Origin of the sequence: Ktedonobacter racemifer DSM 44963 (assembly GCF_000178855.1) — a bacterium.
Lineage (GTDB): Bacteria > Chloroflexota > Ktedonobacteria > Ktedonobacterales > Ktedonobacteraceae > Ktedonobacter > Ktedonobacter racemifer.
This window is the reverse complement of sequence record NZ_ADVG01000001.1, coordinates 3,763,845-3,779,808: the sequence shown is the minus strand read 5'-3', so window position 1 is coordinate 3,779,808 and position 15,964 is coordinate 3,763,845. Positions and strand designations below refer to the sequence as shown.

Sequence of the window (15,964 nt, the reverse complement as noted above, 5' to 3'; positions counted from 1 at the left end):
CTTCAACTTCCACCAGGGTTTCTTTTCCGTCACGCCAATACTATAACATGAAGTGATGACGAAGCAATGAATTGATAAACGTGTATGATGAATACTATTTCATAGTATTGGCAAAAGCAACGAAAAGAATAATTACAGTTTTTTCATCTTCTGCCAATCCTGGGAGAAACGCTTGACTGCGGCCTCGGACTCCGGGTCTGTGACCATTTCCAGTAGCACCTCGGGCGCCACGGTCAGGTCGTGCGCACCAGCCAGTAGCGCGGATGCAGCCTCTAACGGTGTTTTGATGCTGGCCGCGAGGATGCGCGAGGGGAGAGCGGACTGCGTAAGAAGTTGCGCCATGCAATGGATACGCTGGCTGGCGTCAACCCCGGCGCGCGTTAAACGATTATAGTAGGGGATGATATAATCTGCGGGGACCATGGCGGCACTGTAGGTCTGAGCCAGCGAGGTGACGGCGGTAAAGGCGATGCGCCGCCCCTGCTGCTTGAGCTGCCGGGCAACACGCATGCCGCTCTGTGTCAGCGGAATCTTCGGAATGACTCGCTCGGGGGCGGCGTTGATATACGTAAGCGCCTCACGTAGCATCTCTTCATCCACGCCTGCTCCTGGCTGGATAAAAATAGTCTCGCCGGGTAGCTGGCGCAGAAGTTCTTCCAGGAGAGCCTGGGGGGTCAGGGTTTGACCGCGTTGGCGTGCGGTGAGCATCAACGTTGGGTTAGTCGTCACTCCCGCTATGGGGACGACTCGCGCAACGGCTATAATATCATCGAGAAAAGCACTATCAATGTAAAGGGCCATAGCTATGAAACTCCAATCTTCTTTACTTGATGCAACCGTTCGCCTCGCGGGGCATGAGTCTGTACTTGTCCTTAATTCCGCGCTCGATCCCTATGTGCGCTGCCTGGTGGAAGGGCGCCAAACACAGCAGATCCAGGATGTGCGCTTGATTCTCGCTGAAGATTCGATTGCCAATGCTGAGGCCAGCATGCATATCGCTCCTGAGCGCGTGCAGCATGTGGCTTTTCATGATTATATCTTATCCCACGACGCGGGTGAGGTAGAGGTTGCGCTAATGAATCTTCTCTACCAGCCATCTAATGCCTGGATGATCTATGGCGTGCGCGTCGCGGCCCACGCGCTACGCAAAGGCGGCAGGCTCTACGTGGCTGGCGCGAAGGAGCGAGGAATTCTGACTATTGGCAAGCATATGCAGGCGATCTTTGGCAACTGTGAGACCCTGGAAATTAGCAAGGGGCAACGTGTGCTCTGTTCGGTGAAGGAGGACGATCCACTCACCAGTGAGAAGGCTTCTGAGGTGTTGAAGGTCTTCGCGGAGAATCAACTAGATGAGGGGACGCGCCTGCTGCTGGATGCGCTAGAGGTGAAGCCCACTGACCAGGCTCTTGACCTGGGGTGTGGCGCGGGTTTTATTGGTCTACATATCGCGCGTCTTGCAACTAGGGGCCAGGTCACAATGGTGGACGTCAGCCTGGCGGCGGTGGCGACCTCTCGGCAACAGGCCGCTGAACAGGGCTTGACCAATGTCCGTATCCTGCCCAGTGATGGGGCACGCGTGGTCTATACAGAGCAGTTTGATCTCGTGGCAACGAATCCCCCCTTTCACCAGGGGGGCCTGCAAACGACTGAGATTGCTGAGCGCTTTATCCGCGAGTCCGCACATATTTTGCGTCCCACGGGACGCCTCTACCTGGTTGCTAATCGCTTTTTGAAATATGAGCCTGTGCTACGCGCACATTTTCACGCCATCGAGGAGGTTGGTGGCAGTACCAAATTCAAAGTGCTGCGTGCGCATGGCCCACGCACACGCTAAGCGAGTGCTACTAGGACTGAAGGTGCCCCGCGAAGATGAACGCTCGTATACTAAAATTAAGCTTTGCTATGAGGTACAATACAAGAACATATTGTGTAGGGTCCATGCAAGCATGGACTTGCAGAGGCAGACCATGTTTCAGTCAGCGGGAGGAGTCCATGCTTGCATGGACCCTACGATGTGGCAGATGCACCAGTAATGTGCAGGTGTAGGTGGTGTGGTGCTGGCGAGCCGAAGGCAAGCCAGCACCACACCACCTACACCAAAAGAAGCGCCGCAGGCGCTGTGAAGTGGTGGGCCAGGGTCCAAGAGGAGTGTGGGTGGAAGGTGAGATAAGCTTAACACTGGAGTTGAGCGCGGAAAGTCTGTTGATGGTGAGCGTCTTTGTGCAGTTCGGCTTTAGAGCCTACTGCTCATTACCTTTAGAGAATGAGGATAGAGATGATCAAGCCGCGCAGTTCTTTTGTTGACACCGATATTATTCGCCTGCACTACCTGGAATGGGATCCGGCACAACTGAACACGGCTCAGGAGCAGGGCCAGGAATGGGATAACGATAATATTCCCCTGATCCTGCTGCATGGGTTGGGCGCGACCGCCGACACCTGGCACCTGGTAGCTGAAAGGCTCTACAAGTATTCTCCGGTCATCGCCTTTGACCTGCGGGGCCATGGCTTAAGTGAGCAGCCGGAGACGGGCTATGACCTGGTGAATATCGCCGAGGATGTGGTACATGGTATGGCGTCCCTGGGCCTGGGGCAGGTCGCCCTGGTCGGGCATGGCTGGGGGGGACGTGTGGCCCTGGCCCTTACCGCGCGCCATCCCGCGCTTATCAGTCATCTTGTGCTCGTCGATTGCCCACATGTCGAACCACGCTATTGGCCAGGAATGACGCGGGAGCGCTTTTTACGCGGGCGAGGTGACCAGGAACGCTCGCTCTCCTGGAACGATTTTGTGCGCGAGATGCGTGAGGAGATGGACGATTTCTGGACGCCAGACATTGAGGCCATCGTGCATACCTATGTACGCGAGAATCCGGATGGCAGTGTTGAAGAGCGCCTGGGACTTGAGCAGCAGCGGCAAATTCGCGCCTCGCTCTGGGATGATCGCGCCCTGGACTACTATGGTAAGCTGACTTGCCCAGTCCTGTTGATACCCGCGGCGGCCCAGCCGAGGCTGGGCGAGGACCCGCCTGAGCGCCTGGAGAGCGCACACGAATTCGCTGCCGCCAAGGGCTATATGGCCTCTCAGGTGGCACGCGTCATCTCGCGCTGCTCGGTGCTCTGGATGCCGCACACCGCGCACGATATTCAACTGCATCGGCCCGATATTCTCTCACAGGCGATCATCGACTTTATGGCTGAGTAGTTTATTTTCCTCAAGAGGAAGTGCGATGAGCATGGCATCCGCCATGCTTCATCGCACTTCCTCTTGAGGAAAATAAACTGGTAGAAAAGGGAGGTCCGGTTATGGCGAGAGTTATTTATCTCAATGGAAACATATATACGATGGATGCGGCGCAACCGCGCGCGCAGGCCATGGCGATTGATTTGGCCAGTGGACGCATTCTCGCCGTGGGCAGCGATGACGAGGTACGTCGCCTGGCTGATATGCAGAGCGAATTGGTTGACCTGCATGGCAAGACCGTTTTACCTGGCTTTATCGATGCGCATATTCACCTCATGAGTGCCGCCTATCGCGCTCATCATATCGACGCGGAAATGTGTACCAGCGAAGACGAGGTCGCCGAACTCGTGCGCCAGCGTGCGCAACAGACCCCGCCTGGACGCTGGATTCAGGGCGGGCGCTGGGATAAAAATACCTGGACGGGCAACAGCGCGGGCCGCTTCCCCACAAAGGCTTCGCTTGACGCGGTAGCCCCCCATCATCCTGTCGTGCTCTGGAGCAAGGATGGACATCTGCTCTGGGTCAACTCTCTGGCCCTCCAACGCGCAGGCATTATCGCTGAGACACCAGAGCCGGAGACAGGCGCCATCTTGCGCGACGGATCGGGCGAGCCAACGGGTGTCTTGCAGGAGGAGGGGGCCACAGAACTGGTATACCGCGTAGTTGAGCACTCGGACCCCGAACTGGATCGCCTGCTGATAGAGCGCGCCTTGAGCCAGGCTCAGCGCTATGGTATCACCACCGTGCATAATATCGAAGGCGAGAACACCTTGCAGCTCTTCCAGCAGTTGCGTAATGAGAACAAACTTGGTGTGCGTGTGCAGATGATTCTTCCACGTCAGATGTTGCCACAACTGCGCGAGTATGGCATCAGCATAGAGAAGAATGACCTGGTAGGGGTCAGCGGCATTAAGATTTTCGCCGATGGGACGCTGGGTTCGCAGACCGCAGCCATGCTAGAAGGCTTTGAAGGCAATCCCAACAATCGAGGCATCCTCTCAATTCCCGAGCAAGAGATGCAGGATGTCGTGCGTGACGCTACGGCTATGGGCTTGACAGTCGCCATTCATGCTATTGGCGACCGGGCGGCGCGTGTCGCGCTCAACTCGATTGAATATGCCCAGCAGTGGGCGCAGCGCGAGGGCCTCTCGCCCCAGGCGTCGGCGCTCCGTTATCGCCTTGAGCATGTGCAGTTGATCGCGCCCGAGGACCTGGAGCGGATGAAACGCCTGGGCGTGGTTGCCTCCATTCAACCCTATCACGCCGTCGCCGACCGGGATCTGGCGGTACGCTACTGGGGCAAGCGTCACAAGCGCGCCTATGCCTATGGTACTATGCGTGCAATGGGTATTCCCATTGCCCTGGGCTCTGACGCGCCTGTCGAGACATATGATCCGCTGAGTATTCTCTACGCGGCGACCGTTAGAAGCGATCCTTTTAGTCAGCGACCATCCTGGTTGCCGGACCAGGCGCTTGACATACGAGATGCGCTCTGGGCCTATACCTTAGGCGCAGCCTATGCTGCAGGTGAGGAGCAAGTGAAAGGATCGTTGACAAGAGGCAAGTTGGGAGATGCCATTGTCCTGCGCGAAGATATCCTCACAGTACCGCAACAAAAAATGCCTGAGAACGGTGTCGCGGCCACGATCTTAGGGGGTCATATCGTGTACGGGCGCATCTAGAGCGGGGTTAAGGCGTTTTGGTTTGTATAGTCCTTTTGTCCTATGCTTCACAGTGTTTCAAGCTGTGCCAGGATATGCATATGCTAATATACACATCAATGAACAGCACATTGACTGTAAGCACCAATATGGTGCTCGCGGGTGACGGGCCCGCGCATTAGCAATGTAGTATATGGAGGCAAACGCACATGCAGAAGTATTACCAAAAGGCTTGGCAATACTGTAAACAGCACCGGACAACAGGTATCCTTGCAGGACATGTTGTCGTCCTGACCGTACTTGCGATAGCGCTGCTTACGACGGGCTTCATCGGCTCTATATCTAGCGCGTTCGCTGCTTCCTACTGTGGAAGCAATGACCAGACGTACATTGTCAAATCGGGTGACACCCTCACTCAGATTGCGAGTCAGTATGGCACCAGCTTTAGCAAACTTGCTGACTACAACAAATTGACAAATCCAAATGTAATTTATGTCAACCAGCATATTTGTGTTCCCAAAAACGGGTCCACAACCACGACCTCGGATAATGGCTCAACCACAACGGTTCAGACCAGCACCACAGGTTACACAGCTCCTTTGAGTAAGGGAACTGGCAACTATTTTGCCTATCCTCAGTGCACATGGTGGGCGACTGAGCGCTACCATCAGCTTCATGGTATCTATGTACCATGGTACACCAATGCGAACGCCTACCAGTGGGTTGACCGAGCTAATCAATTCGGCTGGCGCGTCTCCTACACCCCTGTAAAGGGTGCGATTATGGTCATGCAGCCATGGGTACAGGGCGCGGGCGGCCTGGGTCACGTAGCCATCGTTGAGAACATCAACGCCGATGGTACTGTCACTGCCAGCAATATGAACTGGGGTGCCAACCCCTATTCGGTGGCCTACACCACCATCACCCCTGGCGCGGGCATCGCCTTCGTCTACTAATCAGTCCGTTCTAGCAAACACAACAAACAAGAGGCAAGCTCTCAGCTTGCCTCTTGTTTGTCTATACAAGAACTTGATCGGATAGGTCAACAAGCGGGTGAGTAAACTCATCTTCTCTCTGCATAATGCCTGCTCGATCGTGTCGACGCGATTTCTCGCCACTGCGTAGCTCGCCGGTAAGGGGATGTGGTGGCTGAGTTGGCGGAGCCAACTCAGCCACCACATCCCCTTACCCGATGGAGCAATTGTAGGGTTTAAGTTGGCTTGTATATCTCTTACCTGTTAGATCAGAGATAGAATAATAGATATGGGGAGGGATATATGTGTGATGATATGCTAATACTGATGGCGTTGAATCCCCCAAGGTGGTATGATATGCTACGCAAAGACGGATAGTAGCGTTTATTTTGGTAGTATAGTCGCCATTTCCACACGAAAGACTAAACAGCTAGCGGTTTAGAGAGGAACCGAGGGGAAAGTAATGGCTTCAGCCTCGACCTGGGGAAACTCCGAATTTCATAGTGAAACGACCTATTCTGCATCCCTCATACGAAAACTGTTGCAGCAGATGATGGTGCAGTTTAATGCGCATGGAGCTTGCATCGCCCTGTATGACGAGAGCGAGAACCAGATGTGCATTACATGTCATATACGTGTGCGCAACGTCGCATCCCTGGCTTCGGGCCAGCTACTGGAGCCTGGTGTGGCCAATATGCGCGTTCCCAGACGGCGTGTGACGCTCCAGCTTCAGCGTGATGAATCCGAGGAGTTGCATCGGGGTGAGGAGTTTGATCTTCCCGAGGTAGAAGATGTCACGCCTCAACAGAGCGAGCTTTTTGCCGTAGGCGAGTGTTATACACGAGGGCAGGATGCTATTGGACGGGTGTGGCAGCGCAATGAAGCCTTCCTCATGGCTCATGATGAGTACCTCTCGATCTTTCATCGCAGCTATGGTCGCACTCCCCAGGTAGATGTAACGCCCAGCGCCTACCTTGTCGTGCCCGTACAGGAAGTGAACACTATTGAGCTTCCTGAGAGTCAGAATTTACAGCCGCAGACGCTGGGGATCATCGTGCTCTACCAGCTAGTACACACTGGCGGCGCGGTCTTTCAGCCACGCCAGCGCCATGAAGCGCTGCAATATGCTGAACGTGTAGCGTTGTATCTCCAGAATGACCGTTTGCAGCGCGCGCAGAGGCGGACTGGTGAGTACTTGCAGCGCTTGCAGGATATCAGTACCGCTTTCCCCACGAATGTTAAGCTCTATGATCTTATTGAAGATATATATCGCTTTGCCTCGCAGATGGTAGATGTCTCGTCGCTCCAGTTGACTCTCTATGATCGCGATACCGTCTGCCTCTATGATGTCTTTGCCATTGAGAATGGACAGCGGTGCGAAGATCTGCTGACAAATCCTACGGTCTCGACCAAAGAGGCGCGCCCTATATGGTGGGATGTCGCCCAGGTACAGAAGGAGAGCCTGCAATTCTCGCCCGCGCAAGAGCCAGCCCTGGTTGAGCGCTATGGCGAGCTCTTGCGGGGAGCCTGGGGCGATCATAGCCAGGCCGAATCTTTCGTCTTTCTCCCGATGAAGATGTTTAATCGCGTCACGGGTTCTTTAAGCCTGGCGAGTCCCCGGACGGGTGCCTACCCTTCGCAGGAAGTTCAGGTCCTGGAGACCATGATTCAGATCGTGACTGTGAGCATCGAGAATGCCAAGCTCTATGAGCGAGATCGGCACCTCTTGCGCGATGCCAAGCAGCGTGAGGCACAGCTGGCTGCCATTAATAGTACCTTGCAGACCATTACCTCGGTGCTGGATATCAACGAACTCTTGAATGGCTTTGTGGAGAAGGTCGCGAGCCTGGTCGATGTCGAGTTATGCGTCTTCTTCCAGCTCTCACCCACGCATGAAGAACTGGTCGCCGAGGCCATGTATGGCCGACCGAGTGTTAGTCTGCTTGACGATGGAAGTGGGCGGCCCGCCATTGAGCCGCCGCACAATAAGGAAGAGCATGAGGCCTTGACACGTATGATACGCCTCCCCTTCCGGGAGACCTTTCTGGAGCCACAGATACGCGATGAGGCTTTCTTCTATCTCAACTCAGAGCGTATTGAAGAACTGGCCCAGCATAGTAACGAAGGGGGCATCTTCTTCCTGCACGCCATCCCGGCGCAACAGCTCCTGATGATCCCTATGTTCTACCAGGAGGACTTTATCGGCTTACTCTCAGTCTCGTTGCCCAAAGAGGGGCGAACCTTTAAGCCGAAGGATGTTGGAATGTTGCTGGCGATCTGTGCTCAGGCCGCGAGCGCCATTCGCAATGCCCAGTTGTTCTCTGAGCGCGAAGAGGCCTATGCCGAGCTACAGCGCATGGATAAGCTGAAGGACGAATTTCTGGTCACGGCCTCGCATGAACTGCGGACCCCGATGAGTGCTATCATTGGGTATTCTAGCCTGCTCAAGCGTCAGAGTTCACGCATTGGTCCTTCGGATATTCTACGCTTCGCGACCAAGATCAGTACCGCCGCGCAGCAATTGCACGACCTGGTCGAGAATATGACCGAGGCGGCGAAGATGGGCGCGGTTGATAAGAAGCTCGAGCTGAAGAGTGAGGTGGTGCAGGTGCGCTCCGTGGCTGAGATGGCGGCGAGCACGCTGCTCTTGAGCATTGAACAACGCATTAAGCTCCCTATTGATGAGCGTCTGTGGGTCAGGGCTGATGCGGTCCATCTGCGCCAGGTAGTCCAAAATCTCCTGGATAATGCGTCAAAGTACTCGCCAGCGAAGAGTGAGATTGTCGTAACAGCGGAAGAAGATATTCTCTCACATGTCGCGGAGAAGCTTCCTGAGGGTTCAATTGACCATATGACCATTGTCGAGCAAGGGAACGCTCCTGTCATCGTCATCCAGGTGCATGACCAGGGAGAAGGCATCTTGCCAGAAGATCAGCAGCGCATTTTTGATAAATTTGTGCGTGCGCCACGCTCGTTGACGACCCCAGTGCGCGGTTCTGGCTTAGGCTTGTATATCTCCCAGCGTTATGTTGAGGCCATGGGGGGCAAGCTCTGGTTGGAGAGTAGTGGACTCAATGAAGGTTCTGTTTTCGCTTTTTATCTACTACAGGTAGAGCCGCCAGCCGAAGCAGGAGAATAGCATGCAGGTGCAGAAGAAGCCGCAGGAGATCCTGATTGTAGACGACGACCCTATTATTCGCGATATGATGGTGGATATTCTCAGTTTTGAAGGCTATCCTATTGTAATTGCGCGCAATGGGCGTGAGGCCCTGGAGAAGATGCTTCAGGGACATGCTTATCTCGTATTTCTTGATATGCTCATGCCCATTATGGATGGACGTGAGGTATGCCTGGAACTGGCGCGCAAGCCAGATATACGCATGCGTCACGCCATCGTCCTAATGTCCGCCCTGGACAACCTCTTAGATACCACTCCCTTGCAAGTGGATGCGACGATGCCCAAACCCTTCTCCGTTGATGATGTTTTGCGCATCGTTGAGCCATTTATGCGTATGTAGTCTGCTATGCACTTGTGGGAATCTGACTTCTCGCGCCTGCGGTGCTCGCTTAAGTAAGGAGTGTGGGTGGAAAATGGCTTGCCATTTTCCACCCGCACTCCTTACCCGAAAGTATATAGTATGTGGTATTAGTAAGCCTTGTGGTGTTATCCGTATGAAATTTTTGAAAAGCATAAGAATTGGCACCCATGAATTATTGTTTGTGGGATTGTTGGTGCTAGCATTTGTGATACGCCTGGGTTTAATCAGCCAGGGATGGCCGACGACAAACAGTGATGAGGGTACGATTGGTTTGATGGGCTTGCACATCGCGTTTAACGGTGAGCATCCCACTTTTTATTATGGCCAGTATTACATGGGGCCACACCAGGCCTATGTTGCGGCTTTGCTCTTTCGCCTCTTTGGCCCCTCGCTTTTTATGCTGCGTTTCGGTTTGCTGCTGATCTTTACTCTCTTTTTGCTCAGCATGTATCTCTTGACACGCCTTGTTTACAGTAGGGGTTGGGCTTTATTCTGCCTCTTTTTGCTGGGAACTGGCTCTTCATTTATCATGGCACGGGAATTGACGGCCATTGGCGGCTATACTGAGACGCTGCTCTTTGGCTCATTGCTCTTTCTGCTGGCGAGCTGGCTGGTCATGACTTATCGCCCATACCAGCGCTCGCTTGAGTGTCGCTGGCGCATTGTCGTTTACCTGGCCTGGGGGTTAATCGCGGGCACGAGCCTCTGGGATGATATGCTTAGTGCTCCCTTCGTCTTGATGACGGGCTTGCTCCTCGTGGTCTTCTGCTGGCGCGAACTGCTGCAACTGATTACCCCGCTGGCAGCACTCATTGGCCTGCTGGTGGGTATGTTTCCCTTGCTCTACTATAACCTGTATGCTCAGCCAGGCAAGGATTCGCTCTCGGTCTTGAGTGGCTTGCGGAGCAAAGGGGGCCAGGATATGGCTCATATCCTCCTGGCTCTGCAAAACTCGGCCTCCATCAGTGTGCCGATGATGACGGGGGAACCCTTCTGTCAGGCCAATGAATTGTCTATCTTTGGCCCAACAACCTCTTACGCTCTCCCATGTGCCCTGACGCGCTCGCTCTGGGGATATAGCTACATATTGTTATTGATCATCGCGCTTCTTCTGGCACTCTGGGGATTGTGGAGCGCCTGGCGAGAGTGGCGTATCAATCGTGATGCGGAACTAATAGAGGCTCAATGGGAGTCGCGGCGCTGGCTGTACCGCCAGGGTATTCACCTGGCATTGCTGTTTAGCGCATTGCTTACCTTCTACCTCTATGCCTTTAGTAGCGCGCCGCTGGATTGGCCTGGTATTCATGCACGTTACTTGATTGGTTTCCTGGCCGTGACGCCTGCGATCTTCTGGCCGCTCTGGCAGGGCTTTATCTCTGTCCGCGCACGCATGAACAGACTGGTTCAGGCGCGGCGTATAATCTGTGTGGCGCTGCTAACCCTGATGGGGGTGCTACTCATGGTTGGTGGCGTGGATGCCTATACCCAGGTTCCCGCAGTACACGCAAGCAACGAACGCGATATGATCCTGATTAATGCGCTTACCAGTCGTCATGTCACACATATCTACAGCGATTATTGGACCTGTAATAAGCTCACCTTTCTTAGCAATGAGCGTGTTATCTGTGCTAGCATCAATAGCCAGTTAAAAGACGACCATAATCGCTATCATCGCTACTATGACCTGATCGACGCAGACGCCAAAGCTGCTTATATCTTTCCCGCTGATAGCGCATTTGTGGTGAAACAGGGGGGAACATATCATTTGCCCGCCGTTGATGCACGCGCACAAAGTAGCGGACTTACCTACCAGGTGCTTGTTATTGATGGCTATGTGCTTTACCAGGAGCGCTAAGTTCATCCTCACTCGCCGTTAGTGTCGGCGTAGATTGGTTAGATTGGTTTACCAGGGGCTCCTTGTCGGCAGGAGCCTCGTGCTTTGTAGCTGGCGTAGTCAGACGCGTCCCAAGCTGAATAAAAGGGCGCTCAACGGCGACGAAGAGTAGGAAGGCACAGGGGATAATAAAGATGGCAAACCAGCCCCAGTAAGTGCTATATCGCAGCAAGGCAGGCCACTCTGGATGCTGTTGGAGGAAGGCTGTGCATAGGGCGAAAAAGTTCAGATGTAGCATGTAGAGACCATATGAAAGCAAACCAATCCAGCGCAGTGGTTTCCACTCAAATATGCGTTTCAGGCGGACACCACTAAAGAGCACTGCCAGGAGTAGTAAGCTATAGCCAATGCCATATCCCAGCTCCGCGAAGATATCATAGTAGATGTGAGGGAAGTACCAGTAAGAGATCAAGGGCAAGGCGCTGGCAAAGCCCCGGCTCTGTGCATACTTCCATGCAAACAACAATAGCAACCAGAGCAGGCTAGCTATAAAGAGATAGGGACTGAGGTGGCGCAAGCGTTTTCCTAGCCCGTTTGTGCTATCTGTCTCTGCGCGCTTGTTCTTCCTCTGTGTGTAGATATACAGTGTACTGACCAGCATCCCGAGTGCGAAATTCTCAAGGAATTTGCCATGCAGACCTGGTATGGTCGTTCCATAGCCAAAGAAGAGAAAGAAGCCAATAGGCCAATACCAGGGCGAGGACATGGGTTGTGGATTGGATACCAGGAACAGGCCCAGCCAGCGCGAAAACACACCCCAGATTGCAAGTAGCAAGAGACAGCCAATAATGAGTTTCAGACGAGTGCCAGCCTCTGGCGCGCGCTGTGCAAGTCGCTCAACCACAAAGGCGATCCCTAGTGCCAGCAGAGGAAGGATAAGGTAGAACTGCCACTCAACCGCCAGGGTCCAGAGCGGCCCACTTACCTGCTTATAAGTGGTTGGCGATGAATCGAGGAATAGCGTCAAGAAGGCCAACCAATCTGGCCAGCGCTCCCAACTAAGAAATTTTGGACTGTATAGGCAAATCATCAGGAGTAGAGATGCATAGTACGCCGGGAGAATGCGAAAGACGCGTCTGAGATAGAAGCGTCGCCACGATGGCCAGATTTTGCCATACAGAATTGCGCTAGCATAGGGCAGAAAGAGTAGGAACCCAGAGAGCACAAAGAAGAGATTGATGCCTGTATCTCCAGCATACGCTACTGCTGAGAAGAGGGGGAAAAATTGCAGACCAGTCCAGGCATGCAGAGCAGTCGTGCTGAGAAGCGTAATGTGAAAGGTCACCACGCTAAGGCAGGCAATCGCGCGTACCCCATCCAGTGCGGCAATGGTGTTCTGCTTATGATTTGCCTGTTTCCCCTCTAGAAGATAACCAATATACTGAAGAATATGTTTCCAGAATGGTATCGTACGTGGTTCTAACGCTTTCTGTGCCTGCATCGAAAATCCTCTAAAGCTATCCGTACTTCTGACCTTAGCCGCTCTATGTACAAACGGACAAGGGGCGGCACACGCAACTGCCATAGGAAGAACGATTGCTTTGATAGAACATACCGTAATATGAGAAGCGGCCTCCCAGAGGAAGCCGCTTCTCTACTATAAATCCTTCGGTGGGGGAGGTGGAAGCTCAATTGCCAGGCCATGGGAGCCTAGCGAATGTGAGATCTCGCCTCCGTGATGCAGGTCGTGCTCAAGTATGTGCCAGATAACCCACGCGCGTGTGATAGGATATTTGGGGCCAATCCAGGGAAGTATAATAGACTCGGCCAACTCCTCGGGCGTCCAGCAGGCCAGAACATCCTCGACCAGCTTCCAGGTCGCTTCAAGTGCACGCGTATATTCCGCAACGGAGCGCGTTGTTCCTGCTTCCCATTCCGCCAGGCTAGCGATTTCCGCATCCCCTTCTTTCAGGACGCTGAAAAGCCAGCTCACTCGCCCTTCGACGATATGAGCGGCAATTTCACCGACCGGGCGCAAATCAGACCCGGCACGAATGGCAAGTTGCTCAGGAGCCAGAGTCCGGAGGGTCACGATAAGTTGCTCCTGATACTCTTTCCAGCCCGCGACAACGGCGCTAGCGAGTGTTGAGGGAGTAGTCGACATATTATGTTGCTAGTATGTATCTCCTTTGTATTCATGGACGGACTCTGCACCACAAACAGGCAGATCCTATCTTCCTGTAAAATGTACCATGAAAAACGGTTAGGAAGCGCCCTCTTTTGAAGCAATATGCGAATGTATATGGAAAGAAAAGAGCCAGAGAGTGTTTAGAGTCCATGCCAGCATGGACTCTAAACACTCAGGCAAGCACGTGCCTACCGCAACGTGAGCAGTCCATGCCAGCATGGACCCTACAAATGATGCTAGACCTCTTCTAGTTGGGCGGAAACGGTTGGCGCGCCGGGCCAGCTAATGGGCAGGCCCTCAAGGCGCATGATTTTGAGCGCGTTAGAGGTGGGGCAGGGACCCGTACGCAGGCAATAATCAAAGCTCATCTTGCCCTTGATGACGTGCTCGCGGAAATGATAGTTAGAGATTTGAGGAAGCTCGTCAGAGAGCGCGACCAATTCCAGGTCATGCGTCGAGATCGCCCCCAGGCAGTGCTGACCTGCCAGGGCATAGATATAGGCGTGGCTGCCGATCAGGCGCTCGCGGTTATTGGTGCCTTTGAAAATCTCGTCTATGAGGAAGAAGAGCGGATAGCGTGGCTGGCCCTGCAAGCGCGAGAGAATCTGGCGTAGGCGTCGCACCTCGGCGTAGAAGTATGAGTAGCCATCTGTCACCGAATCCACGACGCGGATACAGCAGCAGAGCTCAAAGAGCGTGGTACGCAGCGAGGCCGCATTGACTGGTCCACCCGCATAAGCCAGGCAGAGATTGAGTCCTACAGTACGCAGGAAGGTGCTTTTCCCCGCCATATTAGAGCCTGTAATCAGCATTACATCGCCCTGGCGCGCGAAGCTGACATTATTGGTCACCTTGCCCTCTGGCTCAAGCAGCGGGTGACCAAGTGCCGTACCCTGGAGTAAGGGCGCGTCTCCCAGCTTCTCCTGGGCAACTACCTCTGGCAGGGTGTATTCAGGGTTGAGATAAGCGAAGTTCGCCAGTGAGCAGAGGGCCTCCAGCTCAAACCAGGCCGAGAGCCACTGAGGCAGGTTATTGATCGCGACTTGTTTGGAGAGGGCCAGTTGGTCCGCGATATAGGCGTCCCACGGTAGGAGGGCATTCAGGAAGAGTGCCCCCACCTGGTCCTGCGAGAATGTGGCCATGCGTGCCAGGCGGCGCAGGCGTGCCAGGAGGTGTGTGGGACCCTGGGCTTTCTCCTGGGCGAAGGGTGCACATAACTCTTGCAGGCGCGAGCCCTTCTGGTAGGGATAGTGCTCCAGGTAGCCAAAGATATCCCCCAATTGCGCGAAGCTCTGGCTGATAAAAGAGGCGTCCGCGAAGAGCGCCAGGCGGTCGCGCATCGTAAAGAGTGACCAGGACACACTTACCAGCAGCGAGACCAGAGGGACCATCACGGGAAGTATTCCCAGCGCGTAGAGCAGGAGAGAGGCGAGTAAGATCACCGTCAGGAGGCAGGGGACAAGCAGCTTATAGCGTGGCGGGCGTGGCGCGTCATCCTGGGCCAGCCAGAGCAGGATGCGCTTGGCATCAAAGAGCTCGCTCATGTAGCGCGTTGTGTAGAGTGAGTGAAAGGCCAGCTTATGGCGAAAGCGCGTCTGTGTGGTCAGCTCACGCACCAGGGCCTGGCGCTGCTGAATGGTCTCCAGGTCTGGCTCGCGCTGTAAGAGCCACTTGCGCAGGTGCAGCGAACCCTCGTGCGAGAAAGCCGTATTGAGCAACTGGTGCAGCGAATACTCGCCCGAGATATCCAGGTCGTTCTCAAAGGGATGATCGGATTGCTCGCTCCTGGCTGGCACGGCGGGAATATGCTCCCAGTCCAGCCTGGCGCGAGCGACCTGCGTCTCATAGAACTGTACCAGGTTTTTTAGTTTGAGCGCGCTATCACTGTAGGCCACCTGTTGCTTGCGAGAATAGTAGAAGTACGCGATGGCGCCCAGGATGGCTAGAACACCCAGCGGACGAAAGATCGCGAGTAGCACAAAGCTAATCACAAAGCCAAGCAACAGCGCCATGACCTGCTGCCAGGCGAAGTAGTTTGATTTTAGTTCACGCCTGGCGCGACGGGCCTCGAGGCGCTCTATCTGGCGTTGAAGAAGGGCGAGGCGTTCTGTTCTGGTCGTTTTCACGCTAAAGTCCTTGCTCAGAAAAATACTAATGACTGCACGTCTGCTTTATAAAGTTGGCAAACGATAACTCTACCTGACATAGCATAGCAGAAACACGTATCCACTTCCAATTTCTTCTATATGCGCATTTTAACTTGGCAAAAGCGCTTTTATCCATGCATAGTAGATATGCAATTATTTTAAAGCTATCATCTATTGTCCTTCCTTCACATTGTGTTTGTAGAAATTACGACCTGCAATTACAGCCTCGTCAAGTTAAAGAACCCCTGTATTGCACTCCTTCTCTTCTAGGAGCGAATACCTGACTATATCCTTTCCCCGTGTCATGAACAAAGCATAACTCTTGTATTTCTTTGCTTGATGCGTTCTTGTTCTCTGAGTAATTCTGTCAATTTATGTTC

Annotated in this window: 11 protein-coding genes; 7 read left to right on the top strand and 4 right to left on the bottom strand. The window is 53.9% G+C overall.

Features of this window, described 5'->3' with window-relative positions; genetic code table 11:
* Positions 1-132 precede the first annotated feature (132 nt).
* Positions 133-801 (bottom strand): transaldolase family protein, encoded by a 669-nt coding sequence (locus tag KRAC_RS16125; RefSeq protein WP_007908727.1) that lies wholly within the window; start codon positions 799-801, stop codon positions 133-135.
* 4 nt (positions 802-805) lie between these two features.
* Here KRAC_RS16125 and KRAC_RS61680 point away from each other — a divergent pair, with 4 nt between their 5' ends.
* From KRAC_RS61680 to KRAC_RS16080, 7 genes are all read left to right on the top strand, one after another.
* A complete protein-coding gene (locus KRAC_RS61680) occupies positions 806-1,834 on the top strand; it encodes a methyltransferase (RefSeq protein ID WP_007908726.1) in 1,029 nt (342 codons plus the stop codon).
* 441 nt (positions 1,835-2,275) lie between these two features.
* Positions 2,276-3,202: an alpha/beta fold hydrolase gene (locus KRAC_RS61675; protein WP_007908722.1), complete on the top strand. Its 927-nt coding sequence runs from the start codon at positions 2,276-2,278 to the stop codon at positions 3,200-3,202.
* Between the two features lie 101 nt (positions 3,203-3,303).
* The gene (locus KRAC_RS16105) at positions 3,304-4,923 is read left to right on the top strand and encodes an amidohydrolase (RefSeq protein WP_007908716.1); all 1,620 of its coding nucleotides are present in this window, start codon (positions 3,304-3,306) and stop codon (positions 4,921-4,923) included.
* A 188-nt stretch (positions 4,924-5,111) separates the two neighbouring features.
* Positions 5,112-5,858: a COG3942 and LysM peptidoglycan-binding domain-containing protein gene (locus tag KRAC_RS16100; RefSeq protein ID WP_007908715.1), complete on the top strand. Its 747-nt coding sequence runs from the start codon at positions 5,112-5,114 to the stop codon at positions 5,856-5,858.
* 481 nt (positions 5,859-6,339) lie between these two features.
* Positions 6,340-9,015 (top strand): GAF domain-containing sensor histidine kinase, encoded by a 2,676-nt coding sequence (locus tag KRAC_RS16090; protein ID WP_007908711.1) that lies wholly within the window; start codon positions 6,340-6,342, stop codon positions 9,013-9,015.
* 1 nt (position 9,016) lies between these two features.
* The gene (locus KRAC_RS16085) at positions 9,017-9,394 is read left to right on the top strand and encodes a response regulator transcription factor (protein ID WP_007908709.1); all 378 of its coding nucleotides are present in this window, start codon (positions 9,017-9,019) and stop codon (positions 9,392-9,394) included.
* Between the two features lie 154 nt (positions 9,395-9,548).
* Positions 9,549-11,270: a hypothetical protein gene (locus KRAC_RS16080; protein ID WP_040442581.1), complete on the top strand. Its 1,722-nt coding sequence runs from the start codon at positions 9,549-9,551 to the stop codon at positions 11,268-11,270.
* On the opposite strand, the gene KRAC_RS16075 is transcribed toward KRAC_RS16080, so the two are convergent.
* From KRAC_RS16075 to KRAC_RS16065, 3 genes are all read right to left on the bottom strand, one after another.
* Positions 11,236-12,750 (bottom strand): acyltransferase family protein, encoded by a 1,515-nt coding sequence (locus KRAC_RS16075; RefSeq protein ID WP_007908706.1) that lies wholly within the window; start codon positions 12,748-12,750, stop codon positions 11,236-11,238. The genes KRAC_RS16080 and KRAC_RS16075 overlap by 35 nt on opposite strands.
* A gap of 156 nt (positions 12,751-12,906) precedes the next feature.
* Positions 12,907-13,413, bottom strand: a complete 507-nt coding sequence (locus KRAC_RS16070) for a DinB family protein (protein ID WP_007908703.1) — start codon at positions 13,411-13,413, stop codon at positions 12,907-12,909.
* Between the two features lie 260 nt (positions 13,414-13,673).
* Positions 13,674-15,563 carry a MutS-related protein gene (locus tag KRAC_RS16065; protein ID WP_007908702.1) on the bottom strand — a complete coding sequence of 630 codons (1,890 nt, stop codon included), beginning with the start codon at positions 15,561-15,563 and terminating at the stop codon, positions 13,674-13,676.
* Between the last annotated feature and the right edge of the window lie 401 nt (positions 15,564-15,964).